The sequence below is a fragment of the Phaeobacter italicus genome, from assembly GCF_001258055.1.
Taxonomy (GTDB): domain Bacteria; phylum Pseudomonadota; class Alphaproteobacteria; order Rhodobacterales; family Rhodobacteraceae; genus Phaeobacter; species Phaeobacter italicus.
This window is the reverse complement of sequence record NZ_CVRM01000012.1, coordinates 1-17,465: the sequence shown is the minus strand read 5'-3', so window position 1 is coordinate 17,465 and position 17,465 is coordinate 1. Positions and strand designations below refer to the sequence as shown.

The window sequence follows — 17,465 nt, the reverse complement described above, 5'->3', positions numbered from 1 at the left end:
TTTTGTATGGCTTGCTTCTCGAGGCAACCTACTCTCGTTGTTGCATCTGCCTAGTATAGCACGGGAACGATTGGGATACACAGGCAACAGAGCGGGGCGGTGGTTAACAAATCGTTAATATTCACTTCCTGCGAAAGATGACTGGCTGTAGGCTGTTGTGATAAACGAGCAGTAAAACAAGTAAGTAGCATAGCAGTTATGGCAAACGTCATCGTGACAGAGGCGGCAAACAGAGTGCCGTCGTTTGACTTCTCCTCTTTTGATTTCACACGTGCAGCTGTGTTGGTTGCGTCAAACGCAGAGATTGTTTTGGGTCGAGCACCATATGTGCTGCGGTTCCAAGGTGATTTTACATACGATCAAGTGGGGAATGTGGCTCGACAGAGTACGATTGATGGCTTTGAATTGTTTTACGAAGACAGTCTTTTGATTCAGGCAGTCGGCGTGTCTCTCACCTCTGAGCAAATAGCGACAAACACATTTGGTAGTTTGTTGGCGGTCGCGCTTTCTGGAGATGATACGTACATATCTCATATAAACAGTGGCGAGAGGATCATCACCTTTGCGGGTGATGACAACATACAAGCAGGTACAGGGGATGATGTGATCTACGGTGGTCTTGGCACCGATAGCTTTATCGTTTCCCCTAAGGTGCCCGGATATAGTTTTGTCTTCGATGACGTCGCAGGTGCTACTTTGACAACAAGCTCAGGGGCTGACCGCTTGTTTGATGTTGAGAGCATTCAAGTCGGCAGTCAAATTTTGAACGTACAAGAGGGCAGCAATGTCGATGACATACTTAAGAGCGCAGTAACCGCGTTCCACAACACTCGAGACATGATCCACGGGCGAGGAGGTGATGATTTCATCACAGGAGGAAGTGGGCAGGATTATTTGCTTGGCGGATTGGGCGATGATCAGATTTCGGGCGAAGCCCACCACGATCTTATCGCAGGTGGTTTGGGTGATGATGTACTATATGGCCAAACCGGGCGTGATCGTCTGCATGGAGATAGTGGGAATGACACTATATTTGGAGGCGTTGACGACGATACTTTGTTTGGTGGAGACGGAGACGATCGTCTAATCGGCCAAGCCGGTGATGACAGGCTGACAGGAGGTCGTCACGCGGACACTTTTGTGTTCGCGAGTGGCGATGGAAATGACACTATCACTGACTTTCGTATAGGTGAGGATGTCATTGAAATCGGCCGAGATGTCCATGATTTTGGCGACCTCGGGTTTGCTGCTGTAGGAGGTGATGTGCGAGTTACATTCTCCAACGGTTCTGTGTTGGTCGAGGGCGTCGGGCTCACAGCTTTGATGCAGCGTGGCAATTTCCATTTAACGAGTGTGCCCTCTCCTCACACCGGTGGAGTATCTCTGTTAAGCGAAGATGAGACATCTGCTATAGCTGAGCTTTATATTGCGTATTTTGGGCGCGCACCCGATGCGAACGGATTGAACTACTGGGCGGACCAATTCGCATCCGGTATGTCTTTGGCGCGTATTGCGTCCAACTTTTCGAACTCAACTGAGTATCGCAGTGTGTTTGGAGATGGGCCGGATACCCATACATTTGTGGCGACCGCTTACCAGAATGTACTAGGGCGGCATCCTGATGCCCCAGGAGCCATTTTCTGGCGATCTCTTTTGGAGGCCGGGGGGCTTTCCAAGGAAGAGTTTATTCTGCAGCTTCTGGGCGGAGTGAAACCAGCGTCTGCGGATCGTATCTACTTGGATCAAAAGTTAGATATAGGTGTGTACTATTCAATCATCAAAGGTTTGTCGGATTTGGCAGATGCTAGTAGGGCGATGGCTCTATATGATGGTAGTGAAGGCTCGGTTCATGAGGTCGTTCAGTTCATTGACAGCGTATCCAGTGATACACCGGATGTTACCCCAATCGTTGGTGTATTCGAAAACCCCTTTGCATCATTTGCTTTTTAGTAGGGCAATGATGAGACCACTGTGTGCTTACGTGAGGGCAAAATAGTTTAATTTTGAATCCGTCAAAAATAGTTTTGATAACATGTTTGCCAAGAAAATTTTGACAAACTTTGCCAAGTTGCGATATCCTGATGGTGAAAGGATATAGATCATGGCCACTATGAACGTCTCACTGCCCGACCCGATGAAAGCATGGGTGGAAGCACAAACCCGCGATGGTTTGTACAGCAACGCCAGTGACTATGTGCGTGATCTTATTCGCAAAGATCAGGAAAAGCGTGAAGCAGTCGCCACCTTGCAGCGCGCCGTGACCGACGGCATTGAGAGCGGTACAGCCGAAGAATTTGACCCTACTGCATTCAAGGCTGAGATGCGCGCTAGATATGCCGAGTGACACGCCTTCGCACTATCGCCTCACCCCCAAAGCGCGCCAAGATTTAGAAAGCATCTGGCGGTACACCGCCGAGAACTGGTCAGTCACTCAGGCTGACAAGTATCTGGATGGGATCACATCCAGCTTTGACACACTCGTTCAAACACCGCGCATTGTCCGCGAGCGCACCGAGTTTGATCCGCCCGTTCGTGTGTTTACACATGAGAAGCACATCATCGTCTATGTGATCAAAACCGACCATATCGCCATTATTCGTTTGCTGGGCGGGCAGCAAGACTGGCATTCAATCTTGCAACGCATTGATACCTAACCTCCAAACAAATCGCCTTGCTGGCTTAGAAGATCATCAATGGCCAACAGGTGGGCAAAACCATTGACCAGATGGTTATACTTGAGACTGATATTCGTATGGATATCGTCACACGCTGTCACCCGATGCAAGATGGGACGTGTGCGGCCATGGCGACGCAAAGCCAAGGCAAGTTGGCGGTATCGCGTTAGATCACTCTCTAACCCTTGGATGGCTTCGTCCCGTATTGCGCGTAGTTTGGCTGATCGTTGCGGTTCACATAAATCGGCGGCCTGCGTGATCTCGTCACGGCGATAGCCTTGATAGCCGCTTTGCCTTGTGGTCTCCAAAATTTGTTTGGGTGTCAACACCTTGCCACCCAAGAAGTAATACCATGGATGCCCTGCCGAATAATCCTGATATGTCAGGGTTGATTGATATGTCATGATCCCCCCCTTACGCCATTCGATAGACAAGCTGTTGACCTGCAATGGTGGTCTCGGTGTAGTCATGCGCCAGATCGCGGGCGATGGCGTCATAATCCAGATAGAATGACAGGCGTTCGGGGATGTCACCGAATAAGCCTTCATCGACAAACTGCTCTGCAAGCTCTTTCAAATTCTGATCGTGGTACATATTCACGTCAAAATCTGACGGATCATCTTTTGCGATGTCGAAGCTGTAACCGCATTCACCAACGGCAATGATCACCGCCAGCTTGTCACCGTCTGACCACTTATCAATCAGATCAATGAAAGCACCGATTGTGCTCTGCCCTATGGACAGGGCTTCAAACAGCGCCGCGTCTATGGCTTCGCCATCAATGAACTGTAATTGAAATTCTTCAACGACTTGCCCGAAACTGTCACGGCATCGGCTTTGCCTGTCTTCATACTGTTCCATCGTCTGGAACTGAAATCCGACTGCATCAAGGTTGTAGGGTTGGGCATAAAACAAGGTCTCCATCTTTTACTCTCCTTTGGATCAGGGTTGCGCCTGCAACCCTTGCCCTTCGGCGAGAACGGAGATGGAAGGGGCAAAGGCAAATCGGTGCTGGTGGTGCGGGCGCAGTGCCAACGAGCCACGGCGGTGCCTATTTGCCTTTTGGGGAAGAGAAGAGGCAGAGCCTCTCGGCTCCCCTCAGTCACTTAGAGCTTTCAATCTGCGGAGCAGTTGCCAACTTCTTCTAACGGTTTCATGAAATTTGGTTGCGCGTCGAAAACTCGTTCGCGCCTGTCACCATAGAGAATGCGAAATGCGTGCATCGAACGCTCACCGCGTCTGAACGTGATGTAGGGATCGTGACATGCTCCCCTGAAAAGTCCGCAACTTGAAGTTAGCCTGTTCTCCAAGCGAGGAGACAGACGATGCGGAAAAGCCGTTTCAGCGAAGAGCAGATCATTGGCATCCTGAAGGAGCACCAAGCCGGAATGGGGGCGAAGGAACTGTGCCGGAAGCACGGCATCCACCGCCCGGCAGGGCATTGCGCAGCAATGTCCCGAGAGGGGGCGACGGCACTTTCTACAAATGGCGTTCGAAGTATGGCCGCATGGAAGTGTCTGAGGCCAAGAGGCTGAAGGCTCTGAAGATCGAGAACGCTAATCTCAAGAAGATGTTGGCTGAGCACATGCTTGATGTAGCAACGCTGAAAGAGATGCTGGGAAAAAACTTTTGACGCCCGGTGCAAGGCGGAGAGCCGTGGATTGGGCCATGACAGAGAATAACTACAACCAGCGTCACCTGCGAATGTCGAGTGATCCGACGGGTACGTTTTGTTGTTCTTCTTGTGCTTGGCGGCGGCGTTCTGCGTTGATCAGTTCTTTTTCGAATGTCTGGAGCTCCACCACATCTCGCGCGTGACAGTGTTGGCGCAAGCAAGGTATGTTCGCGCGGATGATGACCGGGTTCGTGGCGGCGCACGGCGAACAAAAACTGTGATGATCGACGCGACATGCCTCAAGGCACACCGAATAGCATAGCCCCTAAAAGGGTGACGGGCTCGCCTGATAGGTCAGCGATCATATAGGCCACTGGCACTGCTCAGCGGCCTGCCAAACATCAAATGGTTGCTCAGTGATCGTGGCCAGGACGCTGACTGATTCCGAAACGCGTTGAAAGACAAAAAGGATACGCGCTTGTATCCTAGGTCGAAAGTAGAAAAAGAAGATAAGCGCCGATACAAATGGCGCAACCACATCGAGATTATGTTTGAAAGATACAAGGATTGGAGACGCGCTATGAGCGCTGTCCCAAGGTCTTCCTCCAGCCATCGCACGCGCTGCTGTTGTGATCTACTGGTTATGAATCCTGCTCTAAGATCGTAGAAGATACTTGGAAGTGGTTCCTGTGCCAGTTGTGAGCTGTCTTTATTGAGAGCTTTTACTATGTCATGTGTAATTGTCTTGGTGTTGAACCGTTAAACGTCAGTCGCGTATGCCGAGTAAAATAAGACTAGCGGAGCACAGCGATGCAGATAGAAGAGACAGGCCTGCCGGGGCTGAAGGTGCTGACGCCGGCACGCTTTGGTGATAGCCGCGGCTTTTTCAGCGAAAGCTGGAATCGGCGCCGCATGGCAGAGCAGGGGCTGGATCTGGATTTCGTGCAGGACAACCATTCGCTGTCGCGCGCGCCCGGCACCCTGCGTGGCCTGCATTTCCAGTCCCCGCCCGCGGCCCAGGACAAGCTAGTGCGCTGTGGTCAGGGCGCGTTGTTTGATGTGGCGGTGGATATCCGCAAGGGATCACCGTCTTACGGGGCGTGGTTCGGCATTGAGCTGAGCGCGGAGAACGGCAAACAGCTTTTGGTGCCCAAGGGCTTCCTGCACGGGTTTGTCACCCGGGTGCCCGATACCGAGGTGATTTACAAATGCACCGATTACTACGCGCCAGAGTGCGATGGCGCGGTGGCCTGGGACAGCTGCGGCATCAACTGGGAATTCGAAGGCACCCCGGTGTTGTCCGAGAAAGACGCCGCCGCGCCGGCGCTTGCGGATTTCGACAGCCCGTTTGTGTGGGAGGGGTAAGCGATGAAGCTACTGGTTACGGGAGGCGTCGGCTTTATTGGATCTGCGGTGGTGCGTCTGGCCATCGCCCGCGGCCATCAGGTGGTGAACCTCGATGCACTGACCTATGCCGCCTGCCTGGAGAATGTGGCCTCTGTGGCGGACAGCCCGGCCTATGCCTTTGAACAGGTCGATATCCGTGATCGCGCCGCATTGGACACTGTTTTTGAGCGCCACAAACCCGATGCGGTGATGCATCTGGCAGCGGAAAGCCATGTGGACCGGTCGATCGACGGGCCGGGCGATTTCATCGAAACCAATATCACCGGCACCTATCAGATGCTGGAGGCGGCCCGCAAATACTGGCTGCAGGCGGGCAAGCCCGACGCCTTCCGCTTCCACCATATTTCCACGGACGAGGTCTATGGCTCTCTGCCTGCGGACCCTTCGGTGATGTTCACCGAGCAGACGGCATATGATCCGCGCTCGCCCTATTCGGCCTCCAAAGCCGCGAGCGACCATCTGGTGCGCGCCTGGAGCGAGACCTATGGCCTGCCGGTGGTGCTGACCAATTGCTCCAACAACTACGGGCCATATCATTTCCCGGAAAAGCTCATTCCGGTGGTGATCCTCAATGCGCTGGCGGGCAAACCGCTGCCGATCTACGGCGATGGCTCCAACGTGCGCGACTGGCTTTATGTGGAGGACCACGCCGCGGCCCTCCTTCTGGTGGTGCAAAAGGGCGCGTTGGGCCGCTCCTACAATATCGGCGGCGAGAACGAACGCAGCAATCTGGAGCTGGTGAACACGCTGTGTGAAATCCTGGATCAGAAGCGCCCGCGCGCGGACGGCACGTCCTACAAGGATCAGATCACCTTTGTCACCGACCGCCCGGGCCATGACGCGCGTTACGCCATTGATCCCAGCCGCATCCGCGAAGAGCTGGGCTGGCGTCCCAGCGTGACGGTGGAGGAAGGGCTGGAGAAAACCGTGCAGTGGTATCTCGACAACGAGAGCTGGTGGCGCGCCCTGCAGAACCGCGACGGGGTTGGCCAGCGGCTGGGGACGGGCAAGTGACGACAGATAGGCCACAAAGGACAGCGCCCGAGCCTGGGCGGGTGCGAAGCGCCCTCCCGTTTTGCCGCAGGCAAACCTCCGGTTTGACGGGAGGGTCGGGCGCTGCCCGGCGGTGCCGCCGGGTAAAACATCTTGGAGAGCGCATATGATCCTTGTTTTTGGTGAAACCGGCCAGCTGGCCCGCGAACTGGCGGCGGATGAAACCGTCACCTGCCTGAGCCGCTATCAGGCGGATCTGAGCCACCCGGCGGCCTGCGCTGCGGCGATCCGGCAGGCGCAACCGCAGGCGGTGATCAATGCCGCCGCCTACACGGCCGTGGACAAGGCCGAAAGCGAAGAGGCGCTGGCCAGCGTGATCAATGGCGCAGCCCCCGGTGCAATGGCGGCGATTTGTGCGGACATGGGCATTCCCTTTGTCACGGTCTCCACCGATTATGTCTTTGACGGCAGCGGCACCGCGCCCTGGCAGCCGGGCGATGCCACCGGGCCCTTGAATGCCTATGGCCGCTCCAAGCTGGCAGGTGAGGAGGCCGTGCGCGCCGCAGGCGGGGCTTATGCCATCCTGCGCACCTCCTGGGTGGTCTCGGCGCATGGCAACAACTTCGTCAAAACCATGCTGCGGCTGGGCCGCGAACGGGACCGCCTGACCATTGTGGCCGATCAGATCGGCGCGCCGACGCCTGCGCGCGACATCGCGGCGGCCTGCCTTGCGATGGCCCGGCAACTGGCGGAAGACGCCGGCAAATCCGGCACCTATCATCTGCAAGGCGCGCCCGAGACCAGCTGGGCGGATGTCGCGCGCGCGATCTTTGCCGAGGCCAATATCACCTGTCAGGTCGAGGATATCCCCACCACCGCCTATCCGACCCCGGCCGCACGGCCCTTGAATTCAAGGCTGGATTGCGCGTCACTGGAGCAAGCATTTGGCATTTTGCAGCCGGACTGGCGGCTGGGACTGCGCGATATTTTGAAGGATTTGGGAGACTTGGCATGAGGGATGGCAAACCCGGCGCAGAACATATTTCCGCCCGCAAGGGCATCATCCTTGCAGGTGGCTCCGGCACGCGGCTTTATCCGATCACCATGGCTGTCTCCAAACAGCTCTTGCCGCTTTATGACAAACCGATGATCTACTACCCGCTGTCGGTTCTGATGCTGGCAGGCATCCGCGAGATCTGCATCATCACCACGCCGCAAGATCAGGATCAGTTCATCCGCCTTCTGGGGGATGGCAGCCAATGGGGCATTTCACTGACCTATGTGGTGCAGCCCTCGCCCGATGGGCTGGCGCAGGCGTTCATCCTGGCAGAAGACTTCCTGGCAGGCGCGCCCTCGGCGCTGGTGCTGGGGGACAATGTGTTCTTTGGCCACGGGCTGCCCAAGCTTCTGGCCGCGGCTGATGGCTATGCTGCGGGCGGCACGGTGTTTGGCTATCACGTGGCCGATCCGGAACGCTATGGCGTGGTGGCGTTTGATCAGGACGGTCAGGCGCGCGAGATCATTGAAAAACCGGCGGTGCCGCCGTCGAATTATGCGGTGACGGGGCTTTATTTCCTGGATGGATTGGCGCCTGAGCGCGCGCGCACGGTGCAGCCCAGTCCCCGTGGCGAATTGGAAATCACCGATTTGTTGCAGAGCTACCTGAACGAGGGGAACTTGCGGGTGGAAACCATGGGCCGGGGCTATGCCTGGCTGGATACCGGCACCCACGGCTCCTTGCTGGATGCGGGTAATTTCGTGCGCACCTTGCAGGAACGTCAGGGCCTGCAGACCGGCTGCCCCGAAGAAATCGCCTATGATCAGGGCTGGATCAGCGCCGAGACCTTATGTCAGAGAGCGAGAGTTTTTGCAAAGAACGCGTATGGCACCTATTTAGAAGATCTTCTGAAATAGGTCTTCTGTGTGGGCGCTGTGAGGAGCCCTGTGCGTACTGTTCAATTTCGAGCACGTGTTCTGGAAATCTGGGCCCTGACCTCTTAGTAACCAACCTACTGACTTTGGGTCGAGAAAAGAAAGTCACTGGGAGCAAGGTTCTCTTGGCTTCTTTAGAAAATCTTGGAGATTTATATGATTGTGCGCAGTTGGGATAGGTGGCGATCAAGCTACATCGGGCGCTTAGTCAGTGAAAGTATGCGCTCTCAAGGTTGGCGCTACGGTGTTGCTGCTTTGGCGATGATTGTGGTCGCTGTAAGCTCTGCCGGTACAGCCTGGATGATGGAAAAAATCGTTGATGCGATGACCACTCCCGAGATGCGCAACCAAGTTTATTTGATTGCTGCAGCAGTGGTTGGCCTTTTTTCGGCCAAAGCGGTCGCCTCTTATGTTCAAGCGCTGTTCTTAGCGCGCGCGGGCAATCGCATTGTCGCAAGCCAGCAGGAAAAATTGTACCGACAGCTTTTGCGGAGAGGGGTCTCTTTCTTTCGCACGACTGAGTCCTCTGATCTGTTGATGCGCGTTACGCATGGTGCTCAAGCGGCTAGAGAACTGATTGATGTCCTCGTGACAGGTTTCGTGAGAGATACTCTCACGTTGATTGGTTTGGTAGTTGTTATGATTTATCAGCAACCTGTACTTTCCATGCTTTTTGTTCTCATTGGGCCGCTTGCGCTGCTTGGTGTTCGCTACCTACTCAAGAGCGTACGCAATATTATGAGGGCAGAGATGGCTTCTCTCGCCGAGATTATCCGTGTTCTTCAAGAGACATCAGGCGGCATCAAAATTATTAAAATTTTTGCCTTGGAAGATCGTATGACCGAACGGATGGACTCGGCTATTGGGCAAGTAGAGACGAGAGCGAACGACATCGCGAAGCTACAATCTATAGCAAGCCCATTGATGGAGCTTTTGGCAGGTCTTGCTATCGCGAGTATCTTGGTTGTTAGCACGATGGGGATTGCGAATAGTGAACCGCCTACTGCGGGGCAACTCATGTCCTTCATTACGGCACTTCTGATGGCTTATGAACCTGCTAAGCGATTGTCGCGTATGCGTGTTGGTATCGAGACATGTATGGTGACAGTAACCATGATGTTTGAGCTGCTAGATCAGGAAGAAGCAATCCAAGAGCGAACTGACGCAGTTAAGTTGAACTCAGGCAAAGGGTCTATTCGCTTCAAGAACGTTACCTTTGGCTACCACAGTGATTTTCCTGTCATCAGGGATATGAATCTCGTGTTTGAGCCTGGGAAAACAACTGCTCTGGTCGGGCAGTCAGGTGGTGGTAAGTCGACCATATTTGGCTTGATTATGCGATTTTATGATCCTGATACTGGAGAGATTGAGATAGACGGACATGATATCAAAGACGTGAGTTTTGCTTCTTTGCGCCGTAAGATCTCTTATGTAGGACAAGACACATTCTTGTTTTCCACAACTATTATGGAAAATTTACGCTGCTCTGCGCCTGAAGCGAGCGATGCAGAGGTGGTCGCTGCGGCGCGTGCCGCCCATGCTCATGATTTTATCTGTGAGCTTCCTGAAGGTTACGAAACTCAAGTTGGAGAGAATGGCGCTTTTCTGTCAGGAGGTCAGAAGCAGCGTATTGCAATCGCACGTGCAATTTTAAGGAAATCGGAAATTTTGTTGCTGGATGAGGCAACAAGTGCGCTGGATGCTGAATCTGAAGCCCTAGTGAAGACATCCCTGCAGACTCTTACCAAGGAAGTGACGACGATTGTTATCGCTCACCGCTTATCGACAGTCTTGGAGGCAGACACCATTATGGTTGTGCAAGAAGGCGAAGTAATAGAGCAGGGCTGTCTTGACGAGCTGTTAGAGAAAAAAGGAGGCTTTCGCAGGCTTTTTGACCAACAGTTTAAAGCTAGATCGTCTGATGCAGTTGAAGCTTAGGTATATGTTTGTGTTGCAAGAAGGGTGATTTTGTCAACTTTGGAGCCACAGTTTTGCTGCACTTTATCGTTATGTATGTTTCATGAACTCTTTTGGCCTATTGTTGCGTATTTTTCTTCTTTTGGGTGCAACGATTGTGATCGTTGGGGGCGGTGCATCTATTGTTCGCATGGTGTTGATTGCTGAGTATAACGTATCGGATAGACTGACCTCGCTGTCTGTATCGGAAGAGTCGCTTCAGGATGAAGTCTGCAAAAGATTGCACCTAGCTTATGTGGTCTCGGCCCGGCCAGTTGTTGAGCAAGTACAGCGGGATTTCCCTTTTGCCACTGAGCTTGATGCATATGAATGGATTGGCTTTGCTCTAAAAGAAGAGTGGCAAACCTTAGATATAACACCAAGTTTAAAGGTTCAGATGCGGCTGTTTGAGAAAACACACTCTAGACTTAAACAGGACAAAGAACGTTTAGGTTGTCGTCCTGTTTAAGCAGGCTACAAGTGTTGTCAAAGAAAACCCCGCCTAAAAGCGGGGTGGGGGGCAAGAGTTCGGCCAACAATTTGAGATACTAGTACAAACAATATCTGACCACTTCCGAGGGACAGTGGATAGATATGAGATAGACGCTGAGGCAATTGAGAGAAGAGTCCATCTCATAAATGCAGTCCTAGTCTTCTTGTTCACCAGTCCTTTTTTTGGGGTGCCTCTTTTGACAGCGTGCTTTGTCTTTAGTCGCAGGACACACGTTCGCCAAAACACCCTTGGGGGTTTCCCTACAGGATCTTTCCGCTCAGGGTAGCAGATGTTGGGCGATCTTTCAAATATTGGCTTGCCATGGGGCTGTGTGGGCACAGGCGTAGTGTCTACCATTAGCGACAGATCTGCGAGCTATCAGCTGACTGCGCTACTTGAATGAGGACTGTGTATAGGTCAGAAGGCGACATAATTTCTACCTTGCGTTCTTCCAAGGCAGAGCCAAACTTGTGATGCCAAACCGAGGAGAAGGTCAGACTTATGAGAGTTGTCAAGAGGCTTGAGCGCTATCTTTCAGCAGCATTTTCCTTGGGCCGCATTAAAAGTATGTCAAAGGACGCGAAACGAGAAATTGCAGAGCTACGTTTGGAACTGAAAACACTTTCTCAGGATCTGAACGATTGCCAACATCAGACTCTGCAAGAGCTTGAGCGAATGTCGACATGGATGCGACGGCATGAATCTCTCGCTGATGATCTTGTATCTCTTTCTCGTCGAGAATCGGAAGTCTTGAAACGTACAGGGCAGTCGGACACTGCTCTGCTCTTGCGAATGTTTTCTGATTTGTCCCGTCGTATTGATGGAGACGAAAGTGGTCGGCCGGAAGCCAAGCCCATCAGGCCTACTGGGTTACCCTCATCTAAAGGGTTTGAGATGTTCAAAGACGCTTTCTACCATCGGTTTGAAAACCAGTGGAGGGGGACCCCTGAAGAAATCAGCCAGCGGCTAAAAGTGTATCTGCCGGATGTTGAAGCCGCATGGGTGCGGACAGAGCATAAGCCCATTTTTGATATCGGCTGTGGCCGCGGAGAATGGCTAGGCCTGCTGCGGAAGCATGGCATGAATGGGATCGGTTTTGATACCAATGCTATGCAGATGAAAGACGGGCAGGCTGCAGGGTTGGATTTGCGTTTGGGTGATGCTCTAGAGGCGCTCGCGCAGGCGGCAGATGGTAGTTTGTCGGTGATATCAGCACATCACCTCATTGAGCATTTGCCTTTCGACTCAGTTGCCTGGCTGACGCGTGAAGCGGGGCGAGTTTTGGCACCTGGTGGGTTGCTACTGTTTGAGACCCCCAACACGCGTAACGTGTTAGTGGGGGCGACGACGTTTTACACGGATCCAACTCACTTAAAGCCGATGCCAGAGCAAGTAATGGGAGTCCTTCTCGAAACGGCGGGGTTCGACCCTGTCGATATCAGGCACATCAACCCACACGAACGGTTGGGAGAGTTCCTTGATAGGCCAGACTTCGACAACGAATTGGCCCAGTTGATGTTCGGGCCACAGGACTTGGCCATTCTTGGTATAAAATCAAAGGATACATGATGCGAGTTGGTGTGCTGCGAACACAAGTTCCCTTTGTGAGCGGGGGAGCTGAGCGTCATAGTGTGGGTCTGGTAAATGCTTTAGAGGCGAGAGGTTACGAAGCGACGGAAATCACCCTTCCCTTCAAGTGGTATCCAGGTGACGTTTTGGCCGACCATATTGCTGCGGCCAAATTCTTGGATGTTTCAGAAGTGGAAGGTGTCAAGATCGATTTGGCTGTGGGGCTAAAGTTTCCTGCTTGGCTTGCCCGCCATCCGAATATGGTATTTTGGGTAATCCATCAGCACAGGCAAGCCTATGACATGTGGGAGGCGGGCACCTCTGATTTGCTTGATGACCCACAAGGTGAAGCGTTGCGTGCGCTCATTCACGAAGAAGATCGTGCTGCGTTTCTGGCATCCCCGCATCCGATATATGCAAATTCACGCAATGTTGCCGATCGCCTGAAGCGACATCTCGGCACAGCGGCCACCACACTTTATCACCCACCACCAAACGCAGAGCTTTTGCGGCAAGGAGATTATGGTGATTATCTTTTTGTTCCTGGGCGAATTAACGCGTCAAAGCGTTTGGAATTACCGCTACAAGCCTTGGTTCACGCCCCCGCAAGCCGCTTGATCATTGCCGGTGTCGCTGAGAACCCGGCGTATCAAAAACGTTTGTATTCCTTGGCACATGAGCTTGGGGTTGCCGGGAGAGTCGAGTGGCTCGGACGTGTGGATGATGAAACGCTTGTTCGGTATTACGCGAATGCTCGCGGCGTAGTGTTCACCCCTCAAGACGAAGACTATGGGTATATCACCCTTGAGGCGATGATCAGCGGGAAGCCCGTTGTGACCACCAAGGACGCTGGTGGTCCTTTGGAGTTTATTTCAGACGGAATAGAGGGATTTGTTGTTGATCCTGATGCCAAAGCGTTGGGGGATGCTTTTACTCTTCTATCAGAAGATACCGCGATAGCAGAGCGTATGGGGCAAGCTGGGTATAGGCGTTATGCCCAGAGTAATATTTCTTGGGATCATGTGGTTTCCACACTCACGGGACAAGCCCATCTCCCTGTGACTTTTGACGCTGTGCCGAAGATTGACGCTCAAGCTTCAGAGCATGGACACGAGGTCTGCACGGAGGATGCAGTTAGACAACTACGCGCTGCTGTAGCTCCTCCTAGCTCACCTGAAAATGTGCCGTTCGCCAACATCAATGAACTGCTTGAGGCTTATGCGTTTGACGAGTTGCCTGCAGCGCTTGGGCGCGATGAGCCTCCGATTGATGCAGGGCTTTCAGGTTATCTAGGTACACACTGGACACGGTTTATGTCGACACTGCGACAGCTGGAGGGGTTGGAAATTTCCTCTGCCCTTGATGTCGGTGTTTTTCCTCCGTTGGTTTTTCAGGCGCTTCTTGCCAATCAATTTCCAAGCATCGATCTGCACGGGCTGTGGGAAGGGCCAAATCCTTATGCGCAGTCCGTGCGTCCACGCCCTGGCTACGATGTCGATGGATTTGAGATTATGCTAGAGGTTGCAAATGGCGAACGCGATCCTTGGCCGTATCCAGATGAGACCTTTGATCTTGTCACTGGGATGGAAATTTTAGAGCATTTGGCTCTAGATCCATATTTCTTTTTCTGCGAAGCAGCACGCGTTCTGAAGCCAGGTGGAAACATTCTGATCACAACACCCAATGTGAATAGCCACCGAGGCGTCTGGAAAGCACTAAACAATGTTGCTCCGTATTCGTTTGGTATTTTTGTTCCTACTGGCGGTGTCTATGGGCGCCACAATCGTGAATATGCGCCAACAGAACTAGATATGTTAGGCCGATCGGCCGGGTTTGAGACTGTTCGCCTACAAACGTTTGATGTCTATGATCGACACATAGAACCGGAACTGGCCAACTTATTAGTGTCCCGTGGAGATGATCTTTCTTTGCGTGGAGAGAATATTCAGTATTTGGCCAAGAAAGTCAGTTCCCCGAAAGGGGTGCCGCAGAGCCTATACCATGGTGATCCTGCGCGTATGCATGGTGTGCTACAAGTCGTTGCACATGAAGAAGAAACGGGACTGTTTACTATTTCTGTGCGCAATACGTCGTATGGCGTTTGGCCTCTTGAGGGCGATCGCGCCACATGTGTTCTGGCTGAATGGGTTGATGAGGCCGGAGTGCTTCGACATCAGCATCTGATGCAGCCGCTTACAGAGGTGTTGTCGCCCGGGGGTGAAGCTCGAATTCGATTTATGCTTGACGCTCAGAAACAAAATTTGGGTGTTTTGCGTCTGCATCTGTATCAGTCCGGTGTGGGTGTCTTCTCCGGAAGAGGGCGAGCGGTTCCCTTATCGATCCCGTGTTCTCACAGTGCATTCTTGACGCTAGTTGACAAAACGCCTCTGCCGAGAGCGAAGGTCTGATGGTTAAAAGCGCGAAGCCTCGCATCCACTGGATTTCACCAGTCCCGCCGGCTGAAACCGATATTGCACATTATACTCACAGGATCTTGCCAGAGCTGGCTGAGGTTGCTGAGCTTGTTTTATGGACCGATGCAGCGGAATGGGACTGGAACCTACATAATATTGCACCGGTCCGCCATCTGGATCCTGATAGAGTTCGCCCCCGAGATTTCGCGCTTTCGGGCCGTGCTGGGCGTGGACCTGAGCCTGGAGCGGAGGTGGTCTTTGTAAATATAGGAAATGCTTGGCCATTTCACGCGGGATTTTTGCGGATGATACAGCGCCTACCCACGATTGTCGTGTTGCATGACATGACTATCCAAGAGCTGTGTTTTGATGGGATGGAGCGCGGTCTTCTAGACCAAGATGTATATCTTGAGAATATGAGGAGGGCGCATGGCCAAGCGGGGGTGGAAGCCGCCAAACTCGTTCTGGGGCATGAAATGGGAGCCGGGGCTCTTGCTCGTACATATCCGGGGTTTGAGCTGGCCTTAACGCATGCTGTTTCGGTTGTAACACATAGTCGTGTTGCTCAGCAGAGCGTAGATACTGTATCAGACGTTCCCACGTATTTACTGGATTTGCCGTTTCGCCCCTCCTTGAGGCGGCCAGAGGTTTATCGTTCTGGATTAGGGCCTCTGCGCCTTGTCCAATTTGGCTATACCGGACCTAATCGGCGACTTGAGAGTGTTTTAAGAGCTTTAGCTTCTTTGAAACATGAAGTCGATTTCTGCTTTGATGTGATGGGAAAGCTATGGGATACTGGGTACCTTCGTAATTTGGTTAATCAGTTAGGCATTGAATCTCGAGTAACCTTCCACGGTTTTGTAGACGAAGGTTTTCTCGATCAAAAACTCCAGCAAGCTCACTTGGTGTTTAATCTAAGATCACCAACCATGGGAGAGGCCTCTGGTAGCCAGTTGCGTATTTGGAATGCTTGTGCTGCCTCCGTTGTAACAAACTTAGGGTGGTATGCAGACCTACCTGACGAAACAGTTTTTAAGATTAATCCTGATCGGGAAGCTGAGGAGCTTAAATCTATAGTTCGCAGCTTGTATGCCGATCCGTCTCGCGGAAACGGTAAAGCTCTAGCTGGTCGGGAGCGTCTGGAGCAAATTCATAACCCTGCTCGCTATGCTGCTGCCATTAAAAAGGTAGCTGAAAAATTCCCTCAAGACGCAGCACATAGTTTGCTAGGTTCCAGATGTTCATTTCCGGGATGTGGTACACTGAATTGACGATGAAGCTGTTAACTCTGATCGCTAGGTACTTGCAAGAGGCTAGCCAGCGGGTGAAACTGCAGGTTTGCTGTGCTCCCGGAAGTGTCCCCACTCGGGGCTAGATTTTCCGCCCTTTGATCACACCGACGGGCTGGATGCGTCTGGCAATTTCATGAGCGCTGCTGGCACCTTGTTCCCAATGGCGCTGTGCGGTCTTTCTTCGTTGTAGTCTCTACGCCAAGCCTCCAACTTTTCGGCGGTATCTTCAAGACCCATGAACCAATGCGCATTCAGGCATTCAGATCGGAGTTTGCTGTTTGACCTGCCCCCCGAAACCTCCCGCACTTTAAAGCGTCCAGCTTTTAACCTGAGACATATCCGGTAGCCTTGAAGTGATTTCAGCACTCCTCTGGCGAGAAGAGGTCGCAGATTTCCGAGAGAGCGTTGAACATGTCAGTGAACGTTCTCGCGCCGACCCTGCGAAGGTGCGCCTTGAGCTTCGAGAACGCCATCTCAATTGGGTTCAGGTCGGGGCTGTATGGCGGCAAGAACAGGAACCAGCATCCGGCGTCGCGCAGGGCTTTTGCGGCAGCGGTGTTCTTATGGGTTGCAAGGTTGTCGAGGATGACGACAGTGCCCGGTTCCAATTCCGGCACCAAGACCTGCGAGACATAGGCGGGGAAAGCTTCGCCATCCATCGCGCTGCTTTCTTACCCTTGCGCGGCGTCGCTCGGTCGCGACCAGCGTCTTTTTTTGTATGTGAAGCCAAGCTTGCGCAGGAAACGGCCAATCGCATCGGGGTGCGCCTGAACGCCGGTCGCATCCGCCAGTGCCCCCGCAAGTTCCGGCATCGTCATGTCGCCGTCCTGATCAATCAGTTCGATCAGAAAGGAGCGATGCGGATCAAGCTTGCTCTTGCCGCGCGGGCGCCCCTGAGGCGCGGCTCTGGCCTGTCCGGTGCGCCGGATCGCAAGACCCCAACGCGCCCCGGTGGCGGGCGAAAGCTTCAGGCGCAACGCCGCCGCGCGCCCGCTTAACCCTTCCTCAATCAATCTCTGAAACCGCGCCCGAAGCGCATCTGGCAAAGGTGCTGACATGATCCATTGTTGATTGTCACTGAGAACTGACCCGGTATTTTCACCGAGATTTGACCCACCC

At 53.1% G+C, this 17,465-nt stretch carries 14 protein-coding genes and 4 pseudogenes; 14 read left to right on the top strand and 4 right to left on the bottom strand.

Going from position 1 to position 17,465, the window contains the following annotated elements:
• Nucleotides 1-198 precede the first annotated feature (198 nt).
• From NIT7645_RS07790 to NIT7645_RS07780, 3 genes are all read left to right on the top strand, one after another.
• Nucleotides 199-1,950, top strand: coding sequence for a DUF4214 domain-containing protein (locus NIT7645_RS07790; protein WP_082204853.1), 1,752 nt, complete (start codon nucleotides 199-201; stop codon nucleotides 1,948-1,950).
• 151 nt (nucleotides 1,951-2,101) lie between these two features.
• Nucleotides 2,102-2,344, top strand: a complete 243-nt coding sequence (locus tag NIT7645_RS07785) for a type II toxin-antitoxin system ParD family antitoxin (RefSeq protein WP_046212269.1) — start codon at nucleotides 2,102-2,104, stop codon at nucleotides 2,342-2,344.
• Nucleotides 2,334-2,654 (top strand): type II toxin-antitoxin system RelE/ParE family toxin, encoded by a 321-nt coding sequence (locus NIT7645_RS07780; RefSeq protein ID WP_050686507.1) that lies wholly within the window; start codon nucleotides 2,334-2,336, stop codon nucleotides 2,652-2,654. Before NIT7645_RS07785 ends, NIT7645_RS07780 begins: the two co-directional genes overlap by 11 nt.
• Here NIT7645_RS07780 and NIT7645_RS07775 read toward each other — a convergent pair.
• The gene (locus tag NIT7645_RS07775; protein ID WP_074964358.1) at nucleotides 2,651-3,079 is read right to left on the bottom strand and encodes a hypothetical protein; all 429 of its coding nucleotides are present in this window, start codon (nucleotides 3,077-3,079) and stop codon (nucleotides 2,651-2,653) included. The genes NIT7645_RS07780 and NIT7645_RS07775 overlap by 4 nt on opposite strands.
• Nucleotides 3,080-3,089: 10 nt before the next feature.
• Nucleotides 3,090-3,599 carry an antirestriction protein ArdA gene (locus tag NIT7645_RS07770; protein ID WP_050686503.1) on the bottom strand — a complete coding sequence of 170 codons (510 nt, stop codon included), beginning with the start codon at nucleotides 3,597-3,599 and terminating at the stop codon, nucleotides 3,090-3,092.
• Between the two features lie 401 nt (nucleotides 3,600-4,000).
• On the opposite strand from NIT7645_RS07770, the pseudogene NIT7645_RS07765 reads away from it, so the two are divergent.
• The 11 genes and pseudogenes from NIT7645_RS07765 to NIT7645_RS19185 all read left to right on the top strand — a co-directional run.
• Nucleotides 4,001-4,370 (top strand): annotated as a pseudogene (locus tag NIT7645_RS07765) (transposase); the annotation flags it as partial.
• Nucleotides 4,371-4,499: 129 nt separating this feature from the next.
• Nucleotides 4,500-4,937 (top strand): annotated as a pseudogene (locus NIT7645_RS19665) (IS5/IS1182 family transposase); the annotation flags it as partial.
• 163 nt (nucleotides 4,938-5,100) lie between these two features.
• The gene (gene rfbC / locus NIT7645_RS07760) at nucleotides 5,101-5,655 is read left to right on the top strand and encodes a dTDP-4-dehydrorhamnose 3,5-epimerase (RefSeq protein WP_050686501.1); all 555 of its coding nucleotides are present in this window, start codon (nucleotides 5,101-5,103) and stop codon (nucleotides 5,653-5,655) included.
• Nucleotides 5,656-5,658: 3 nt separating this feature from the next.
• Nucleotides 5,659-6,711, top strand: coding sequence for a dTDP-glucose 4,6-dehydratase (gene rfbB, locus NIT7645_RS07755; protein WP_050686499.1), 1,053 nt, complete (start codon nucleotides 5,659-5,661; stop codon nucleotides 6,709-6,711).
• A 145-nt stretch (nucleotides 6,712-6,856) separates the two neighbouring features.
• On the top strand, nucleotides 6,857-7,705 hold the full coding sequence (rfbD, locus tag NIT7645_RS07750) for a dTDP-4-dehydrorhamnose reductase (RefSeq protein ID WP_050686497.1): 849 nt from the start codon (nucleotides 6,857-6,859) through the stop codon (nucleotides 7,703-7,705).
• Nucleotides 7,702-8,604, top strand: coding sequence for a glucose-1-phosphate thymidylyltransferase RfbA (gene rfbA, locus NIT7645_RS07745; RefSeq protein ID WP_050686495.1), 903 nt, complete (start codon nucleotides 7,702-7,704; stop codon nucleotides 8,602-8,604). Before rfbD ends, rfbA begins: the two co-directional genes overlap by 4 nt.
• Before the next feature lie 174 nt (nucleotides 8,605-8,778).
• Nucleotides 8,779-10,560 (top strand): ABC transporter ATP-binding protein, encoded by a 1,782-nt coding sequence (locus NIT7645_RS07740; protein WP_050686493.1) that lies wholly within the window; start codon nucleotides 8,779-8,781, stop codon nucleotides 10,558-10,560.
• A gap of 82 nt (nucleotides 10,561-10,642) precedes the next feature.
• Nucleotides 10,643-11,047: a hypothetical protein gene (locus tag NIT7645_RS07735; RefSeq protein WP_050686491.1), complete on the top strand. Its 405-nt coding sequence runs from the start codon at nucleotides 10,643-10,645 to the stop codon at nucleotides 11,045-11,047.
• 525 nt (nucleotides 11,048-11,572) lie between these two features.
• Nucleotides 11,573-12,640 carry a class I SAM-dependent methyltransferase gene (locus tag NIT7645_RS19190; protein ID WP_074964362.1) on the top strand — a complete coding sequence of 356 codons (1,068 nt, stop codon included), beginning with the start codon at nucleotides 11,573-11,575 and terminating at the stop codon, nucleotides 12,638-12,640.
• Nucleotides 12,637-15,048 (top strand): glycosyltransferase, encoded by a 2,412-nt coding sequence (locus NIT7645_RS07725; RefSeq protein WP_242656169.1) that lies wholly within the window; start codon nucleotides 12,637-12,639, stop codon nucleotides 15,046-15,048. The genes NIT7645_RS19190 and NIT7645_RS07725 overlap by 4 nt, the downstream gene beginning before the upstream one ends.
• An 86-nt stretch (nucleotides 15,049-15,134) precedes the next feature.
• Nucleotides 15,135-16,325: a glycosyltransferase family protein gene (locus NIT7645_RS19185; protein WP_242656170.1), complete on the top strand. Its 1,191-nt coding sequence runs from the start codon at nucleotides 15,135-15,137 to the stop codon at nucleotides 16,323-16,325.
• Between the two features lie 120 nt (nucleotides 16,326-16,445).
• On the opposite strand, the pseudogene NIT7645_RS19180 reads toward NIT7645_RS19185, so the two are convergent.
• Together NIT7645_RS19180 and NIT7645_RS19825 are read right to left on the bottom strand one after the other, a co-directional pair.
• Nucleotides 16,446-16,625 (bottom strand): annotated as a pseudogene (locus tag NIT7645_RS19180) (integrase core domain-containing protein); the annotation flags it as partial.
• An 80-nt stretch (nucleotides 16,626-16,705) separates the two neighbouring features.
• Nucleotides 16,706-17,404: pseudogene (locus NIT7645_RS19825) on the bottom strand (transposase).
• Between the last annotated feature and the right edge of the window lie 61 nt (nucleotides 17,405-17,465).